18 protein-coding genes and 1 pseudogene are annotated in these 17,958 nt (G+C 27.6%); 6 read left to right on the top strand and 13 right to left on the bottom strand.

Annotated features, from left to right (window positions below):
* Positions 1-157 precede the first annotated feature (157 nt).
* The 7 genes from EIH23_RS12090 to EIH23_RS12115 all read right to left on the bottom strand — a co-directional run bounded on the left by EIH23_RS12090 (position 158) and on the right by EIH23_RS12115 (position 8,366).
* A complete protein-coding gene (locus EIH23_RS12090; protein ID WP_122640541.1) occupies positions 158-1,783 on the bottom strand; it encodes an ABC-F family ATP-binding cassette domain-containing protein in 1,626 nt (541 codons plus the stop codon).
* A 108-nt stretch (positions 1,784-1,891) separates the two neighbouring features.
* On the bottom strand, positions 1,892-4,483 hold the full coding sequence (locus tag EIH23_RS12095) for a cation-translocating P-type ATPase (protein WP_122640542.1): 2,592 nt from the start codon (positions 4,481-4,483) through the stop codon (positions 1,892-1,894).
* 230 nt (positions 4,484-4,713) lie between these two features.
* Entirely contained in the window at positions 4,714-5,733 is a 1,020-nt protein-coding gene (locus EIH23_RS16445; RefSeq protein WP_206425658.1) for a molybdopterin-binding protein, read from the bottom strand.
* A gap of 3 nt (positions 5,734-5,736) precedes the next feature.
* On the bottom strand, positions 5,737-6,303 hold the full coding sequence (gene mocA / locus EIH23_RS16450) for a molybdenum cofactor cytidylyltransferase (RefSeq protein ID WP_195251016.1): 567 nt from the start codon (positions 6,301-6,303) through the stop codon (positions 5,737-5,739).
* A gap of 5 nt (positions 6,304-6,308) precedes the next feature.
* Positions 6,309-6,995, bottom strand: coding sequence for a selenium cofactor biosynthesis protein YqeC (gene yqeC / locus EIH23_RS12105; protein WP_122640543.1), 687 nt, complete (start codon positions 6,993-6,995; stop codon positions 6,309-6,311).
* A gap of 108 nt (positions 6,996-7,103) precedes the next feature.
* Complete coding sequence (locus tag EIH23_RS12110) at positions 7,104-7,829, bottom strand: cell division protein (protein WP_122640544.1); 726 nt, start codon at positions 7,827-7,829, stop codon at positions 7,104-7,106.
* 36 nt (positions 7,830-7,865) lie between these two features.
* Positions 7,866-8,366: a QueT transporter family protein gene (locus tag EIH23_RS12115; RefSeq protein WP_122640545.1), complete on the bottom strand. Its 501-nt coding sequence runs from the start codon at positions 8,364-8,366 to the stop codon at positions 7,866-7,868.
* 273 nt (positions 8,367-8,639) lie between these two features.
* Here EIH23_RS12115 and EIH23_RS16375 point away from each other — a divergent pair, with 273 nt between their 5' ends.
* Positions 8,640-8,813, top strand: coding sequence for a hypothetical protein (locus tag EIH23_RS16375; protein WP_164489069.1), 174 nt, complete (start codon positions 8,640-8,642; stop codon positions 8,811-8,813).
* Positions 8,801-9,007 (top strand): hypothetical protein, encoded by a 207-nt coding sequence (locus EIH23_RS12120; RefSeq protein WP_124097570.1) that lies wholly within the window; start codon positions 8,801-8,803, stop codon positions 9,005-9,007. The genes EIH23_RS16375 and EIH23_RS12120 overlap by 13 nt, the downstream gene beginning before the upstream one ends.
* Before the next feature lie 54 nt (positions 9,008-9,061).
* Here EIH23_RS12120 and EIH23_RS12125 read toward each other — a convergent pair.
* Positions 9,062-9,991: pseudogene (locus EIH23_RS12125) on the bottom strand (DUF362 domain-containing protein).
* A 116-nt stretch (positions 9,992-10,107) separates the two neighbouring features.
* Here EIH23_RS12125 and nhaA point away from each other — a divergent pair.
* Entirely contained in the window at positions 10,108-11,310 is a 1,203-nt protein-coding gene (nhaA, locus tag EIH23_RS12130; protein ID WP_122640547.1) for a Na+/H+ antiporter NhaA, read from the top strand.
* 189 nt (positions 11,311-11,499) lie between these two features.
* Positions 11,500-12,372 carry a YitT family protein gene (locus tag EIH23_RS12135; protein ID WP_122640548.1) on the top strand — a complete coding sequence of 291 codons (873 nt, stop codon included), beginning with the start codon at positions 11,500-11,502 and terminating at the stop codon, positions 12,370-12,372.
* A 50-nt stretch (positions 12,373-12,422) separates the two neighbouring features.
* On the opposite strand, the gene EIH23_RS12140 is transcribed toward EIH23_RS12135, so the two are convergent.
* On the bottom strand, positions 12,423-12,683 hold the full coding sequence (locus EIH23_RS12140) for a YkgJ family cysteine cluster protein (RefSeq protein ID WP_122640549.1): 261 nt from the start codon (positions 12,681-12,683) through the stop codon (positions 12,423-12,425).
* Between the two features lie 145 nt (positions 12,684-12,828).
* Here EIH23_RS12140 and EIH23_RS12145 point away from each other — a divergent pair, with 145 nt between their 5' ends.
* Together EIH23_RS12145 and EIH23_RS12150 are read left to right on the top strand one after the other, a co-directional pair.
* Positions 12,829-14,745 (top strand): OPT family oligopeptide transporter, encoded by a 1,917-nt coding sequence (locus EIH23_RS12145; protein ID WP_122640550.1) that lies wholly within the window; start codon positions 12,829-12,831, stop codon positions 14,743-14,745.
* Positions 14,738-15,079, top strand: a complete 342-nt coding sequence (locus EIH23_RS12150; protein WP_122640551.1) for a PqqD family peptide modification chaperone — start codon at positions 14,738-14,740, stop codon at positions 15,077-15,079. Before EIH23_RS12145 ends, EIH23_RS12150 begins: the two co-directional genes overlap by 8 nt.
* A 61-nt stretch (positions 15,080-15,140) precedes the next feature.
* Here the strand turns inward: EIH23_RS12150 and EIH23_RS12155 are convergent, their stop codons facing one another.
* The 4 genes from EIH23_RS12155 to EIH23_RS12170 all read right to left on the bottom strand — a co-directional run bounded on the left by EIH23_RS12155 (position 15,141) and on the right by EIH23_RS12170 (position 17,958).
* Positions 15,141-15,809 carry a metal-dependent hydrolase gene (locus EIH23_RS12155; RefSeq protein WP_122640552.1) on the bottom strand — a complete coding sequence of 223 codons (669 nt, stop codon included), beginning with the start codon at positions 15,807-15,809 and terminating at the stop codon, positions 15,141-15,143.
* Positions 15,810-15,837: 28 nt separating this feature from the next.
* A complete protein-coding gene (locus EIH23_RS12160; protein WP_164489070.1) occupies positions 15,838-16,677 on the bottom strand; it encodes a DUF1648 domain-containing protein in 840 nt (279 codons plus the stop codon).
* A gap of 32 nt (positions 16,678-16,709) precedes the next feature.
* Positions 16,710-16,949 (bottom strand): hypothetical protein, encoded by a 240-nt coding sequence (locus EIH23_RS12165; protein ID WP_122640554.1) that lies wholly within the window; start codon positions 16,947-16,949, stop codon positions 16,710-16,712.
* A 643-nt stretch (positions 16,950-17,592) separates the two neighbouring features.
* Positions 17,593-17,958, bottom strand: a complete 366-nt coding sequence (locus EIH23_RS12170) for a hypothetical protein (RefSeq protein ID WP_122640556.1) — start codon at positions 17,956-17,958, stop codon at positions 17,593-17,595.

The raw sequence follows: 17,958 nt of genomic DNA on the forward strand, positions 1-17,958 counted from the left end.
CCTTATAAAAATAGATTTTATGTATTATTCAGTAAGATATGATTGAAATTTTTTGACTACCTTCTTAGTTTTTATAAAAAAAATACATCTTCCAAATATATGCAGATTACCATATATTCAAAAGATGCATTTATATTTTAATTAAGTTTTATTTATATTACTTAGCAACAGCATACATTTCTTTTAATTTATTTTGTACATCCTTGTTTTCTAAGTATTCTTCAAGTGTAGTTTTTCTATCCATTATTCCACCTGGAGTTATTTCTATTATTCTGTTTGCAAGAGTTTGTATCATCTCTTGGTCATGAGAGTTAAATAATAATACTCCTGGGAATTTCTCTAAACCTTTATTTACAGAAGTTATTGACTCTAAGTCTAAGTGGTTAGTTGGATCATCTAAAACTAAAACGTTAGCATTTGATAACATTAACTTAGATAACATACATCTAACTTTTTCTCCTCCAGATAAAACTTGAGCTTCTTTTAAAGCTTCTTCTCCAGAGAATAACATTCTACCTAAGAATCCTCTTATGAAACTTTCACTCTTTTCTTCAGAATACTGTCTTAACCAGTCAACTAAAGAATAACTTATTCCATCGAAGTATTGGTTATGATTTTTAGGAAGATATGATTGAGATGTAGTTACTCCCCACTTGAAAGTACCACTATCAGCAGTGTCTTCTCCCATTATTATGTTGAATAATGTAGTTACAGCTATTTCGTCACCCATGAAAGCAACTTTATCATCTCTATCTAATCTGAAAGATACATTATCTAAAACTTTAACACCATCTATAGTTTTAGTTAATCCTTCAACTTCTAATACTTCATTTCCTATTTCTCTCTCAGGAGCAAATCCAACATATGGATATCTTCTTCTAGAAGGTTGTATTTCTTCAACTTCTATTTTATCTAATTGTTTCTTTCTTGCAGTTGCTTGTTTTGCTTTAGAAGCATTCGAGCTGAATCTTGCAATGAACTCTTTTAATTGAGCTATTTTTTCTTCAGCTTTCTTATTTTGATCTTTAGCAAGTTGTAATGCTAATTGGCTTGACTCATACCAGAAGTCATAGTTACCAACGTACATTTGTATTTTACCAAAATCAACGTCAACTATATTTGTACATATTTGATTTAAGAAATGTCTATCATGTGATACAACTATAACGATAGAATCTTCTAAATCCATTATAAAGTTATTTAACCAGTTTATTGATTGGAAATCTAAGTGGTTAGTCGGTTCGTCCATTACTAGTATTTCAGGTTTACCAAATAATGCTTGAGCAAGTAATACTTTAACCTTTTCTCCACCAGTTAATTCCTTCATTTGCTTATAGTGTAAGCTTTTATCTATTCCTAGACCCATTAATAATCTCTCTGCATTTGTTTCTGCATCCCATCCATCAAGTTCAGCAAATTCACCTTCAAGTTCTGCAGCTTTTATACCATCTTCTTCAGTGAAGTCTGGCTTCATGTATAATGCATCTTTTTCTTGCATTATAGAATATAGTCTTTCATGTCCCATTATAACAACATTTAAAACTGTATCTTCTTCATATTTGAAGTGGTCCTGTCTAAGTACAGACATTCTTTCTTTTTCAGTTATTGAAACACTTCCTGTATTTGGTTCTATATCTCCAGCTAATATTTTTAGGAAAGTTGATTTTCCTGCACCATTAGCACCTATTATTCCGTAACAATTTCCTTTAGTGAATTTTAAGTTAACGTCTTTAAATAACTCTTTATCACCAAATCTAAGTCCTACATTAGTAACTTGTAACATTCGCTTTTTTTCCTTTCATGTCTATATTTATTATTATATATACAACTTTATTAATAATATACTAAAACTCAATTTAAGTCAATAATCTAAGACTTATGTTTTTTAAGTTTATCTCATTAAAAATTTCTTAAATTCCATAATTAAACTAGCAAATATAGATAATCCAAAACATACTATAAAGTTATATAATCCATAAGAAGTTGGAATAGAAAATACACCTCTCATAAATGGAGTTAATGTTAATACAAACATGCCTAAACAAACAACTACAGCACCTAAAACATACTTATTACTTCCAAATCCTAATTTAAATATAGTTTCAGTATTAGATCTTGATGCAAATGTTTGTATTATCCTTGATAAAGTAAGAGTAGCAAAAGCCATCGCTGTTCCTAATTCCGGTGAACTTTGCATTCCTATATATTGAGCAAATATTGTAACCATACCTATTATACTACCCTTAATTAAAATAGATTTTAATGTTCCTTTAGCTAAAATACTTTCATTGGGATCTCTTGGTAAACTTTTCATTACATCTTTTTCAGGTTGCTCAAAACCTAATGCTATAGCTGGAAGAGAATCTGTAACTAGATTTATAAACAGCAACTGTATTGTAGTAAATGGATTTGCCCAATCGGCCATTACTGCAAATAATATTGCTATTATTCCTCCTAAATTTCCTGAGAATAAATAAGTTATAGATTTTTTTATATTATTATAAACTGTTCTACCAACTTCTATTGCATTAACTATAGTAGCAAAATTATCATCTAAAAGTACCATCGCTGAAGCATCTTTAGCCACTTCTGTACCACTGCCCATTCCTATTCCAATATCAGCTTGTTTTAATGCTGGAGCATCATTTACACCGTCACCTGTCATTGCTGTTATTTTACCTTTTTTCTGCCATGCTTTAACTATTCTTATTTTATTTTCTGGTGAAACTCTTGCATAAACTGATATATTTTCTAATTTTTCATTTAATTCATCTTCACTTAAATCATCTAATTCTTTACCTGTAAGAGCCAAATCACCATCAACCATTATTCCTATATCTTTTGCAATTGCTGCTGCAGTCGTTTTATGGTCTCCAGTTATCATTACTGTTTTTATTCCAGACTCTTTTGCTTCTTTTACAGCTTCATAAACCTCTTCTCTTGGAGGGTCTATCATTGCAACTATTCCAATTAATATTAATTCATCTTCATCTTCAATTGATGGTACAAAATTTTCACTCTCTACAGCCTTAGTTGCAAAAGCTAAAACTCTAAGTGCTTTATTTGAAAATTCTTCATTTATATTTTTATATTCATTTATTATATCTTCATTTATATTTACTATTTCACCATTACTTAATGCATACTTACATCTACTAAATACTATATCTGGTGCTCCCTTTGTAAGCATTAATACTTTATCCTCTACTTTATTTATAGTAGACATAAGCTTTCTATCACTATCAAAAGGTAATTCTTGTATTCTAACATAATTTTCTCTTAATTGTTTATAATATAAATTATTTTTATTTACATAGTTTATAAGTGCTACTTCTGTTGGATCACCTATTTCCATACCTCCATTAGCTATATCAGAATCATTACAAAGTGCAGATGAGATTAGCAAGGCTAATTCTTGACTTGATAAATTGTTATCATATTTCACAGTTTTTTTAACTCCATACATATATGCATCAACTACTGTCATTTTATTTTGAGTTAGTGTTCCAGTTTTATCTGTGCATATTACACTAGTTGATCCTAAAGTTTCAACAGCAGGTAATTTTCTTACAACAGCTTGTTTCTTAGCCATTATATTAGTTCCCATTGACAATACGATGGTTACTATTGATGTTAATGCCTCTGGTATTGCAGCTACGGCTATTGCTATTGCAAACATGAATGAGTCAATTAAGTTTCCTCCTCTAATAATTTGAATAGCAAATATTAGTATAGATAATCCAACTATTCCTATTCCTAACTTCTTTCCAAAATCATCAAGTTTCTTTTGAAGCGGTGTTTCTTTACTTTCTGCATTTTCTAATAAATTTGCTATTTTACCAACTTCTGTATTTGTTCCACAACTTGTTACTATATACACTGCCCTACCATATACTACCATGGATCCACTAAATACCATATTCTTTTGATCGCCTAATGAACACTCACCATCTATTTTATCTTCGCTTTTTAATACAGGTTCTGATTCACCTGTTAACATTCCTTCTACAACCTTAAATGTTTGTGATTCTATTATTCTACCATCTGCAGGCACATAGTCTCCAGCTTCAAGAATAACAATATCTCCTACTACTAGTTCTCTAGATTTTATTGTAGTTTTATGCCCTTCCCTAATTACTTTTGCATTTGGAACTGATAACTGTTTTAGACTTTCTAATGAGCCTTCTGCTTTTTTACTTTGAACAACGCCTAATATTGAGTTAAGTATTAAAACTGCAAATATTATACTCGACTCAACTATTTCACCTAAAAATATTTGTACCATTGCAGCTATTAAAAGTATTATAACTAATGGGTCCTTGAAACTGTCTATAAAAAGTTTCCATGTTGGAATTTTTGCTTTTTCTCTTAATTCATTGTATCCATTTTCTTTTAACCTTTTACTTGCCTCATCTTGTGACAATCCATTAATATTACTACTTAGATGCTTTATTGATTCCTCACTTGTTTTCTTATAAAACATATATTTCCCTCCACAAATTAATTTTTTCAAATAAAAAAAGACCACCAAAGTAGATTAATAATCTACTCTGAAGGTCTTGCTAACAAGCTTATTTACTTGCTAATCAACCGGGATTTTACTCCGAAATGACGATTGATTATCACTATATTTGTGAAAGCTACTCCCCTTCAAGGGAATTTTTCTATTTTTTATTTATTATATACACAATAGGAATTTATTGCAACTATTTTTTATATTTTTGCAAAGTTACAAGCTGGATATGTACATGTATCACATTGCATACATAGACCACCATGTCCATATGCTGCTATATCACTTTTAGTTAACCTTTCATTTACTAATAATCGTGGAAGTATTACATCAAATACAGTTGTTTTATTATACATTGCACATCCTGGTATTCCCATTATCGGAACTTCTCCATAATAAGCAAGTAAAAACATAGCTCCAGGAAGTATAGGTGAACCATAAGTTACTAAATCTCCACCACATTCTTTTATAGCTGTAGGAGTTACATCATCTGGATCTACACTCATTCCTCCTGTACAACATATAAGTTCTGCTCCATCATTTATAAAGTTCATTATAGCTTCTTTTATCATTTCTTTATCATCAGGACATATTACTTGCCCCATTATTTCACAATTATACTTTCCTACTTTATCTATTATAACTGGACCAAATTTATCTACTATTCTCTTATGATAAATTTCATTCCCAGTTGTTACTATACCTACTTTTTTAGCTTTAAAAGGAAGTACGTTTACTATATTTTTACCACCTAAAACTTCTTTTGCTTTTTCTAACTTTTCTTCTTCTATTAACAACGGTATCACTCTTGTACCTGCTACCTTAGTTCCTTTTTTAACTTCAAAATTATTATGTAGTGTAGCCATCATTATATCATCTATAGAGTTTAACTTAAATAAACTTTCTACATCTATTTTTAATAATCCATCTATTTTTGATATAAAGTTTATTTTACCCTCTTTTATTTCGCTAAATTCTAGATTTTCTCCAGCTGATATTTCTTTTAGATATAAGGCTGCATCATTTTCATGAATCATACCTTCCTGTTTTTCCCATATATACAAATTATCTTTCCCTAACGATAATAATACAGGTATATCTTCTTCTCTTACAACATGTCCTTTTTTAAATTTTCTACCTTTGAACTCACCTGGTAAAATTTGAGTTATATCCTGGCATAAAACTTGACCTACTGCATCAACTGTTTTTATTTGCTTCATACTTTACTCTCCTCTTAATTTGTCATAATCAGATTTTGTGTCTATGTCAAACAATATATCTTCATCTATATTTACATATAAAATAGATGAATTGTTATTTATTACTTTTTTACCCTTTTCATCATGTTTTAATAAAAGTAACTCTTCTTTAATTTTATAAGGAAAAATGACAGGATTTCCACATTTGTTATTTGATTTAGGTATTATAATATAATCTTTATTATGTTTAAATGTATTCATAATAGTATTTATATGCTCACTTTTTAATTTAGGTTGATCACCTACGAAAAACATATACCCATCACAATCAGAACTATTATTTATACCTAACTTAATAGACTCACTTTGCCCAACATGTGAGTTTTCATTTTTTACAATTTTAAAATTATATCTTTTTCCTAATTGTAAAATTTCTTCATATTGACTTACTAAAATCACTTCATTAAAATCACATTTTTTAATTTCTCTTAGTATATGCTCTACTAATGGGATATCTTTGTATTTTAATAATAGCTTATTTTCTCCCATCCTTTTCGAAAGACCAGATGCCATTACTATTGCATTTACCATTTGTCCTAACCTTCCATTATAATGTTTTCTTTTACACTTCCATATAATATTTTTATATATTTATTTTCTTTTTTAATAAGTTTGATAAGTTCTTTTGTTAAACATTTATACCTTTCATTCTCAACTTTATTTATAAATAAAATTTTTTCACCTACTGAATTTTTAAATAATCCATTTTCATTTAATATCATATTTTTTAAGTGTATAAGATTTACTTTTTCTTCTTTGCATTTACTTATTTCTATAAATCTACTTAGATTATGTATATTTTCCATATTTATATCCATATCATATGATGTTATGTCTACTATACCTATAACTTTATTACTCTTAGGATATATCACTGGTTCATTATCTCTCCATCCTTTTAGCTTCTTTTTTTTAGAACCATCACCCTCTATAAGAATTAAGTCAAAGTTTACTTCTATTTCTTCTATTTCTTTAAAATTTAAACCGACTACTTTATTTTCCTCATTTATATATCTTCCAGCTAATGTAACTCCAAAATCTTTTAAAAATTTAAATTCATCATCACTTTTTTTCATAATTAACTTATCATAGCTTTCTTTTTGAGGCAAATAAATCTTAGTAGTTGTAGTTGACAGTACCCTAAGTGATTTTCTATGTTTTTGGGCTAAAAGTTTTATAAATGATGTTTTTCCTCCTGCACCAACTACTGTTATAATTTCCATAATTTAATCCTTTCACATAATTATATAATAACATAAAAAAAGACCTGCCTCAAAATACCTTTTAAACAAAGTTTATTTTAAAACAGATCAATTATATTATATAATATATTAGTTATAAATTAATCCAAACTTAATTTGGTTGTTGCAATTTTCATTCATATACAATGAGAATATTATATCATATGTTGATGCTGATTTTTCTTGAATACAAGTTAATATGTCATATAGTAACACTATTGCATCTTCACTTTTATCCATTTCTACAAGCATTACTCCTTTTTTCTCTATAAAATCGCTACCTGCTTCTTTCATCTCGCTTAAAAGTTTATCTGCTATTTCACTAGGACTATTTTCTCTAGTAAAGTTTTCAAAATTATATCTTACTCCACCTTCACTAGCAAAAAGCTCTTTTAAGTCGGTTAAGTCTATGCTTATAGCACAATCATCACTTACTGCCTCTATCATCATATTTATTATATTCATTATTTTTGTAGTATTATATTGACTTATCATGAATTCTTGATTTAATCCTAGTTCTTCTTTATGTTCTTTATCTGATGAGTTAAGACCTATTGATAATACTCTTCTTTCTCCTGCCATAAAAGCTATTGCTTTTACTATGTCTACTGCTCTTTTATCTTGTGTAGAGTAAGTTAATAAAAGTATATCAACTCCATCAAGCAATTCTCTAACATATTCTTTATCTACATCTTGATTGATATTTATTTTTTCAGTATCCACATTTTCTTTAACTACATTATATATAGACTCTAGGTTGGAAATTCCTTCATTCCCTATTCCTATTATCTTTGCACTTTTAGTTATCTTTTCCATTGTACTTCTCCTTACGGTTTTTATCTAATATATCAATTAAAACATATTCTTTAAATATTTTCCATATTTATTATTAACAACTTTGAATAAAATAACACCTACTATAGTTACTACAACAAATTGTCCAAGTCCAACTTCTAACATAGATAAAAATAATGGATATCCAAAAAACACGTTTAGCTGTATTCCAACTATTATAGCATTTACAACAACAGGCCATAAAGATGCAACAAGTACTGTACTTTTTTTATCTCTCATGTATTTTCCTGTTAAGTACACTAAGTATGCACTTATAAATGTAGCTAATGTACCAAATATTATATCAGGAACACCATATGGTCCTAATATATTAGCTAAAAAGCATCCTAATGTAAGTCCTAATATATATTCTTTACCTATTAACGGTAATAGCGTCATTACTTCTGATATCCTAAATTGTACTGGTCCATAACTTAAAATTGGTAATGCTAATGTTAATGCTGCGTATAAAGCTGCAACTACTGCAGTTGTAGCTATTCTTTTAGTATTATTTTTCATATTTTCCTCCTAATAGCTAACTTATATATAAAGTCTTTTTATTTTATTATTTCATAAAAAAACCGTGGAAATCCACGGTTTACATACAATTAGAATATTTTTAAAAATGCAATTTACCGTAGTTTTGTTTAAAGACAGGAGGTTTACGAACTGTCTAATTAAGTTTTCAATCTATTATATAATATTTCATTTATAAACTCAATAGAGTTATTTTTATAAATAAAAATTCATAACATTAATTAAGTTCATTTATTATGAAATATCGGAGGAACTATGCCTAAAAACAATAATTCCAAATCTAAGTGTAACTATTATAATATAAATAAATACTGTAACAATCTATCAAATCAAATCAATTTCTTAGCAACTATATATGCTTCTATAATTTCAGAAGAAATCGAAGATGATGAAATTTTAGGATTGCTTGGCTCTTTTTGGTGGTTCTAGGTGAGCAAATTGGTTTATCTTCTGAAACTCGTATATTTTGTAAGTCTCAATTTGAAGAAGGTAATTCAGAAGATACTAATATAGAAGTTGAAGATGTTTTTGATTTCGATAGATGTAAATCAAAAACTCCTTCAAAACGTAATTATAAAAAAATCCGTAGAAAGGTTAAAAGAAGAAAAATACCTAAAAAATAAAAGACTTATGAAAATATTAATAATCATAAGTCTTTATTTTACTCTTAATCTATATTATTCTCCATGAATATCTTTAACTTTATCTTTATCAAGCACTGCATCTTTTTCATTGTATGCTGCCTTGCTAAATATTTTTTCAGCTTCTTGTATATCTAATCCTTTTATATCCATTATATATATATCTGCTTCTCCAACTTTATCTTTATAAAGACCGTAAATATATGCAACAGCTTGAGGTAAAAATCCTAACAATCTAGCACCTACTGCGTCTGCTGCAACGGGATCTGTACTTGCAATTATGAGTCCTGGTGTATCTATTGCTTTTCCACTTGAAGGACCTGTACCTATCATAGCTTTATCACAACTTACTATAGATAAATCTATAGGTACTTTTTTCGCAAATGCTCTTATAAATCCATGTAAGTCTTCATGTATGCCTGTATTCTTTTTAGGATATCCATGAATCTCTGCTGGAGGCCATCCCATTGCAATATTTTTAATACTAGCTGTTACTGTAGCCTCTTCATGAACTTTTAGCTGTGTAAAAGATATTATTACATCTGCTTCTTCTAGTATTTTATTAATTGGAGTGGATTTAATTATTTCATGGTCTAATCTTAAATCTATATAAGGTCCATAATTTAAGTCTATAAAATCTACGCCTTCTTATGAAATTATTTTATCATATCCCGTTTGTATCATTATATCTGGTGTTTTAGCTCCACCTGATCCCGTTGCAATATAAATTTTATCTACTTCTTTTGATTTTACATATCTAATTAAAGTTTTTAATGTTTTAGGTCCTACTACAGATCCTGTATTTGGTTTTTTATCATTCACCCAGTTAGGTGTTATTATAACTGTATCTCCTTTTTCTATTACCTTATCTATAGGTAACATATCTAAAGCTTTCTCCAATGATTTACTTTCAGTAAGCGCTTTGGTAATAGCAACCACAGGCTCTTTAACTTTACGAGTTCTCATATTTACACCTCTTTTTTATAATCTAGTATATTTAAATTATTTGTAAAATCCTCATATTTACACCTTTATAATCATAAATTTCATTAAGTATATTATTTTAGTTAGCAGGTGATTTTTTGCGTTTATTTAGAACATATAAAAAGCCAGTTAAGTTAGAACTGGCAACAAGTCTACTACTTATATTTTCAACTTTATTGGCCCTATTTATTTATAATAGCCCTCTTAGAGGCATTTATAAGCATGTATTCAATAGAATTTATATAACTCCAAACTTTTCATTACATATGTTTATAAATGATTTCTTAATGGCTATATTTTTTCTAGTAGCAGGACTTGAAATTAAGCATGAAATATTATATGGTAATTTATCCTCTTTAAAAAAAGCTTCTTTCCCTATTATTGCATCAATTGGAGGAGTTACTGTTCCGGCATTGATATATTTCATTTTTAATAAAAATACACCTTTAATAAATGGTATTTGCATACCTATATCTACTGATATAGCTTTTGCTATTGGCCTATTTTTATTATTTAGAAATAAATTAAATCCTTCACTTAAGATTTTTTTATTATCTTTAGCTGTGGTAGATGACTTAATTTCTATTGCTGCTATTGGATTAATCTACTCTTTAGATATAGACTTATTTTACTTAATTATTGGACTTTTAATACTAATTACACTTTGTATTGCAAACAAAATTTTTAATGTAGAAAGTGTTACATATTATCTTATAGGTGGAGCCTGCCTTTGGTATTTTATTCATTTAAGCGGAGTTCATTCTACTATTAGTGGTATATTACTTGCAATTGCAGTTCCATCTAAACCAAATATAAGAAATGTAAGTACCTTGGAAAGATTACAAAAATTCTTAGTTCCAATAAATAGTTTATTAATTATTCCTTTATTTGCATTTGCTAATACTGGTGTATCTCTTTCATATGATCTAACTTTTTCTCATGCACCAACACTATCATTAGGTATAATTTTAGGACTTTGTATTGGTAAACCACTTGGAATTATGCTATTTTCCTACATATCTTGTTTATTAAAAATCACAGAAAAACCAACTTATATAAGCTGGAGCTCCATTTTCTTAGTTTCTTTAATAGCTGGTATAGGATTTACAATGGCTATTTTCGTTTCTGAAGTTGCTTTTATAAGAGATGCAGCTCTTATAAATATTGCTAAAATGTCTATATTGTGTTCAGCAGTTATATCCATATTCTCGACTAGTATAGCTATATATATCTATAGTCATATGAATAATAAGTCTCAAAGAAACTCCTCTATTAAACCTAATAAATACCATATCTCATAGTTATAATTTATAAAAAATAAGCGTCATTTTGATTTTAATCTAATAACGCTTATTTTTTCTTATTTTAGTTTTAGTACTCACTAAAATAAGAAAGATTATTCCTACAATAATCTTGAATCATATAACTTATGAATATTTAATATTATGTACTATATACTTAAGTTTATTTATAAGGGAGAGTCATATTATATGGTAGATAAATTCATAAGTCTAAAAAACAAATATGATAATTTAATTAGATTTTTATTAATGTTTTTTGGTATATTCTTATCAGCAATAGGTATTAATGCTTTTTTAACGCCTGCAAAACTCTTAAGTGGTGGTGTTGCAGGTATAAGTGTAATACTAAATCAAGTCTTTGGATTCAACCAAGGTATTTGTACCTTTCTAATTAATATACCTATATTTTTAGTAGGTATAAAGTATCTTGATAAAAAATTCCTAATTTTTAGCTTTATAAATATGTTTCTATTTTCTTTTGCATTAGGTATAACTCAAGACTTATATAAGTACATAAATTTAAATGATCCTATGATTCAATGTATTTATGGTGGAATACTAAATGGAGCTGGTGTAGGTATTATATTTAAATCTCAAGCATGTGTTGGTGGTTTAGATATAGTTGCTGCATGTGGCAAAAGACAATTTAACATAGAAATGAAAAATACATTTTTGTCTGTTAATTTTTTTGTAGTAAGTTTAGGTGGAATATTATTTGGGTTTAAACCTGCTTTATATACCTTAATAGCAATGTATTTGACTTCTCATGTAATGGATATTGTTAAAGATTCCTTTAATAGTCAAAAATCAATAATTGTTGTTACTGATTTTGATAAAAAAATAGCTGAAAATATAATGGTTAAATTAGGTAGGGGTGTAACTTATTTAGAAGCAGAAGGTGCTTATACTCACCACAAGAAAAAAATACTTTATTGTATTGTTAAGTCTAGTGAAATAGCAAGGTTTAAGGATTTAGTTTATTCCATTGATGATAAATCCTTAGTCTGTATAAATGATGTTAATGAGGTAAGAGGAGGTGGATTTAAAGGTAAATATTTATAAAAATTAATAGCCTAAATAAATAATAGATTATTTATTTAGGCTATTAATTTTTATTTATTAGGATTCGTAGCTTCTTCAAGTTCTATTAAATACCTTATCGCTTCATCCCTATTATTTTTACACATTTCTTCACAGGGCTCAAGTTTTCCACATACTTTTGGCCTTTTAGGATCTTTAAATATCATACACATGTTATTTTCATCTAGTTGAATACATCTTACTCCTGATGGTTTTCCTTTTTCCATTCCCGGTATAGGAGATGATATAGATGGAGCTATGCAACATGCTCCACAATTAGGTCTGCACTTCATAGTTATTCTCTCCTTAATTATTATATTTTTATATAATATCATAAAATCCTATTTCTTATAAAGTTCAAATGTATTATTTCTATAAATATATAAATAATATATTTATGAAATTAAAAATTTATAAACATCTAGGAGGTCAATATGAATGAGTAAAAAATTATCTAAAGACGCATATGGTGGTGTCCATGGAAAAGACTATGTTCCATACATAAGTGATAACTCTAAACCAGGTGCAAATATTGCAGTAATTATAATAGGACTAGTCTTATCTGTTTTATTTGCTGCTTCAACTGCTTATTCTGGTATGAAATCTGGTCTTACAGTCGCTGCAGGTATACCTGGTTCTATAATAGGTTCTGCTTTTATAGCTGCCTTTGCTAAGCAAAAAGGATTACTTGGTAAAAATATTGTACAAGGTATGGCAAGTGGTGGCGAATCTGTTGCTAGTGGTATGATATTTGTATTACCAGCTGTACTTTTAATCGGTGCTAATGTTACTTTCTTAGAAGGATTTTTAACTGGTGTTGGCGGTGTTTTATTTGGAGTTGGAGTTGCTTCTTTAGTTCATAACTATTTAATAGTTGAAGAACATGGTAACTTAATGTATCCAGAATCAATGGCAATTTCTGAAACGCTTGTTGCTTCAGAAGGTGCTGGAGATTCAATGAAATATATGGGAATAGGTTTTGGAATAAGTGGTATAATAACAGTCTTAACAGGATCATTCTTAAATATAACTAATAATGTAATAAGCTTTGTAAATGAAACCTTCTATAAATGGAAATTTGAACTTGAGGTCAATCCTTTACTATTAGGAATAGGGTTTATAGTTGGTATAGATGTATCACTTACTATGTTTGCAGGGTCTATTTTATCTAATTTTGGTATATTACCTTTAATAGGCTACTTTGCTGAATTAGCTGGTATTGATGCCATAGTATGGAATGATCCCGGAACTGCTATATATGCAATGCAAGTTAATAATATTGCTAGTAGTTATGTTAAATATATCGGTGCTGGTATGATGCTTTGTGGTGGTATAATAGGTGCTGTTAGACTTATACCAACTATAGTAGCTTCTATACAAGAAACTCTAAGTGCTAAATCTTCGGATAATGATAGTAGTTCATCTCAAGGAACTATAATTTTACTGGGTGGTATTATAATTTTAGCTATTATCTCATTCTTTATGTCACGTAATATTACTATGGCAATAGTTGGGGTTGTAGTTGCTTTATTCTTATCTTTATTGTTTGTTATAGTTGCAGGTCGTTTAACTGGTACTATAGGTACGTCTAATCTTCCTGTTTCTGGTATGACTATAGCATCTTTAGTTATAATAACATTAGTATTTGTAGTTCTTGGATGGACTGATATAGCATCTAATAAATCACTACTACTATTTGCTAATTTTATAGTTGTTTCCATAGCTATAGCAGGAGGTTATTCTCAGTCTCAAAAAGTGACTTACATTATGGGCGGAAATAAAAATGAAATGCAAAGATATTTCTCATTAGCAGGTATAGTTGGTGTAACAGTTGTTGTTGGTACTATTTTAGTACTTGCAAATCAACTTGTAATAACTGGTGATAATCCTCCATTTGCACTACCTCAAGCTAACTTAATGTCGACTTTGACTTCTGGTATAATGTCTGGACAGCTCCCTTGGGTTATGATAATAGTTGGTGTTGTTATAGGATTAGTTTTATTCATGTTAAACCTACCTATAATGACTATAGCTATAGGTTTTTATTTACCAATAGCTACAACTTCAATAATCTTAGTTGGTGCATTAGTTCGTTATTTTATAGAATTATCATGTAAAACTGAAGAAGAAAAAGAATCTAAAGTATCAAATGGAATAAGTTTATCTTCTGGACTTGTGGCTGGTGGTTCTATAGTAGGACTTTTAGGTATAATACTTCAAGTTTCTGGAGTTATAAAAGGAATTGGTCCATCAGGATTCTTTGCTAGTAATACAATGGCTGCTATATTACTAATTCTTTTAATAATTTGTACTTCTATACCTATTGTTACATCGAAGGTGAATAAACATGAATAATAATGATATTTTAAATATTGTATTTAAGGTTTCTAATACGATAGAGTACAAGGTTAATGAAAGTAACATTGTTACTATACTTGAAAAACAAGATCACAAAATTCAAAATTTTTTTAGAAGACTTCATTTTAAAATTCCAATGTATAAAGAAGTCACATTAGATAAATTTAGTAGTTTTGTATTTTTACAAATTGATGGTAAAAATACAGTTAAAGAAATTGGAGAGCATTTAGATAGTACTTATGGAGATAGTACACATCCTCTTTATGAGAGACTATTAATGTTTTTAAATCATATAAATGTAAACTGTAATTATATAGAAAGAATTTCTTAATTAATAATAAGAAAGGTGGATATTAAATTTTGTTTAGTTATCTACCTTTCCTATTTTATATTTATATCTCTATACTCTCATTAAAGTTTACAACTAAAACTTTTGTATCACAGCATTTTTCAACTTCTCCTTTGAAATCTTCTGGTGATTGTGATATTGGCTCCCATGTATTGTAATGTATAGGTATAGCTACCTTAGGTTTTATCATTTTTACAGCTTCTAAGGCTTCCTCTGGACCCATAGTAAAATTATCTCCTATAGGTAATAAAGCATAGTCTATTTTATTCATACGACCTATAAGTTCCATATCACCAAATAATGCAGTATCACCTGCAAAATATATGATTTTGTTAAAGAAATTTATTACAAATCCACAAGCAAGTCCACCTTCTATCCCTGAACTATGTATTGCTTGAGTTACTTTCACAAATCCAAAATCAAATTTACATTTTCCACCAATATTCATTCCATGAGACTTACATCCCTTACTATCTACCAAATTAGCTATTTCTGCTGTTGATATTATAGTAGCTCCAGTTCTTTTCGCTATATCTATTGCATCTCCTATATGATCAAAATGTGCATGAGATACTAATATGTAATCACATTCTACTTCATTTGGATTTGTTTTATTTAGTGGATTATCAGTAAAAAATGGATCTAGCAATATAGTTACATTATTTTTAGTTAATGACATATTTGCATGTCCATTGTATTTTAAATTTATCATATTTACCTCCGAATATATCACCTGTTTATTATATAAAACATACTGAAAAACTTCCTATAAGTATGAGTATTGTCAATATCGTAAAAAACTTACCTAAAGGGTGTGCCATATTAACATTCCACCCTGCTCCTAATCTTTTTTCCACCATAAAGTTAGGATCCTCTTTATTATAGTATATAAATCCATATATCCAATTTTCATCATCACTTGCTATAGTATATACGCCTTTACTTTTAGGCTTTATACTTCCTAACATTATATAAAAATAAATTATTACTATTGCAATAAAAATTGGTAATATACATTCAACAAAAACTAACTGTATTGGTATATTCTTTTGTTTAACCATAAATATTGGAATAGTTGTAGTTAAAGATTGAATAGTAAGTGTAAGTATAAAAAATGAGTATCCTATGCCATTAATATATCGTATTGCCTTTTTCCTGTTTAATTCTATATTTTCATAATCTATATAAACAGCACTTGAAATGCTACCTATTCCAATTAGTGTAAATAATATTACCATTGTTATATCTATAAAGTTAATATAAAATACATTAATTATATTTTTAGAAGAAAATCCATCAGCTCTCCCTCCAGGTCCCCAATGAGTAATTATTATATCTGGCAATTTATTGTAGCTTATTATCACATATAAAAATGATAATAACGATAAACATATGCATATACTATATAGTATTATAAACTTTTCTAATTTTTTCTTTGATTTTGTTATAAATTTATCTTCTTTTATATATTTTTTATTACTTTTATTTATGCTCTGTTCAATATTAAGTTCTGATAAATATTTTTCCTTTGCATACTTTGCTAATTTATATGACTTTTTAATAATAAAATATAAAGCCAAATATATAAATATAGTTATTGATATATTTAATCCTATATTAATATTTGTAGTGTTTCAATTAATATATATATTAATATAGTTAATATTAATGATAAGTTTAGTTTATTTTTAAATTTTTTATCTATATCTTTTTTTATATTATCTCCTAGATATATTTTATATACAAAAACACCATAAAAATATTGATTGCTACTTATTGTCTGAGTATTATACGTCATAAGATGAGTAAATAAAATTATTAATATAAATATCATATACCTTATAAAAAACATCTAATTCTCCCCTCCCTAGTTTAGATAATTACATTTCAAATTTATTAAAATATCTATACTTTTAGTTGTTATTTATATTTGTATTTGTAATAAATTGATTATTTGTTATATTTTAGAAGATAATATATATTATATGTATATAAATTATAGAAAGGATGAATAGTCAATCATGGAAATGATAATTGCAATTATATGTGTTATTCTTTTATTTATAATAATAAAATATCTACTTAAAAAACTTGTTTTTGCACTAATACTTGTAGGTGTTACAGGTATTATTAGTTATATATATAAAGTCCCTTATATTATAAGTTTATGTTCAATTTTAATTCTTCTTTATTCTATATATTCTATTTTTTCAGAAGTTGTTTTTTGGATATAATATTATAAGACCTTGTAGGCTTTATATAATGGCTTTTATGAAAAAATAGTTACGCTATTATTTAGCTTAAATTATATTGTATTTATGAGTATATGTTATATTACTCTTATGAGTATTAGTTTTTCTATGATAGATATTGTAGAATTAGCTACTGCCTTTATATTCACATGGATATTTGTATGGTTAGTTTTACATACTAGAAGCCTTTTATTTAGTATAATAGAAAGAACTAGTCTATATGACTAGTTCTTTCTATTATACTTACTTCCATACATAAGCATCTTTCATTATATTTATTCGTTGTAAGTCTTCAAATGTTGAATTATAATTTATAAACTTTTCTATAAATTTTTTCTTAATATCTGAGTCTACATTTAAATTCTCTATTTTTCTTAATCCTACTGCAAATTTTCCCATTTTTATCATTAAGTTTTCATAATTACTATCATATAATTTATACTCTTCACTTAACTTCTCTAATTTTTCTAATTCTAGTTTTACAAGTGACTCATATTTTTTTATATCATCTAGTTTTTTTATACTATCGTATATATTATTTATATCTATTTTTACTCTTATTAAATAATTTTCATATTGATTTATTATTTCTTTATCTGTATTGTTCAT

It is taken from the genome of Romboutsia sp. Marseille-P6047 (assembly GCF_900604535.1).
Taxonomy (GTDB): Bacteria; Bacillota; Clostridia; order Peptostreptococcales; family Peptostreptococcaceae; genus Romboutsia_E.

Excerpts from the sequence above, each read along its gene's own strand:
- EIH23_RS12095 (WP_122640542.1), bottom strand. The coding sequence starts at position 4,483 with ATGTTTTATAAGAAAACAAGTGAGGAATCAATAAAGCATCTAAGTAGT.
- EIH23_RS16445 (WP_206425658.1), bottom strand. The coding sequence starts at position 5,733 with ATGAAGCAAATAAAAACAGTTGATGCAGTAGGTCAAGTTTTATGCCAG.
- EIH23_RS12110 (WP_122640544.1), bottom strand. The coding sequence starts at position 7,829 with ATGGAAAAGATAACTAAAAGTGCAAAGATAATAGGAATAGGGAATGAA.
- EIH23_RS12135 (WP_122640548.1), top strand. The coding sequence starts at position 11,500 with ATGGTAGATAAATTCATAAGTCTAAAAAACAAATATGATAATTTAATT.
- EIH23_RS12165 (WP_122640554.1), bottom strand. The coding sequence starts at position 16,949 with ATGTTTTTTATAAGGTATATGATATTTATATTAATAATTTTATTTACT.
- EIH23_RS12115 (WP_122640545.1), bottom strand. The coding sequence starts at position 8,366 with ATGAAAAATAATACTAAAAGAATAGCTACAACTGCAGTAGTTGCAGCT.
- EIH23_RS12150 (WP_122640551.1), top strand. The coding sequence starts at position 14,738 with ATGAATAATAATGATATTTTAAATATTGTATTTAAGGTTTCTAATACG.
- EIH23_RS12155 (WP_122640552.1), bottom strand. The coding sequence starts at position 15,809 with ATGATAAATTTAAAATACAATGGACATGCAAATATGTCATTAACTAAA.
- EIH23_RS12145 (WP_122640550.1), top strand. The coding sequence starts at position 12,829 with ATGAGTAAAAAATTATCTAAAGACGCATATGGTGGTGTCCATGGAAAA.
- mocA (WP_195251016.1), bottom strand. The coding sequence starts at position 6,303 with ATGGTAAATGCAATAGTAATGGCATCTGGTCTTTCGAAAAGGATGGGA.
- EIH23_RS12090 (WP_122640541.1), bottom strand. The coding sequence starts at position 1,783 with ATGTTACAAGTTACTAATGTAGGACTTAGATTTGGTGATAAAGAGTTA.
- EIH23_RS12170 (WP_122640556.1), bottom strand. The coding sequence starts at position 17,958 with ATGAACAATACAGATAAAGAAATAATAAATCAATATGAAAATTATTTA.
- EIH23_RS16375 (WP_164489069.1), top strand. The coding sequence starts at position 8,640 with ATGCCTAAAAACAATAATTCCAAATCTAAGTGTAACTATTATAATATA.
- yqeC (WP_122640543.1), bottom strand. The coding sequence starts at position 6,995 with ATGGAAATTATAACAGTAGTTGGTGCAGGAGGAAAAACATCATTTATA.
- EIH23_RS12140 (WP_122640549.1), bottom strand. The coding sequence starts at position 12,683 with ATGAAGTGCAGACCTAATTGTGGAGCATGTTGCATAGCTCCATCTATA.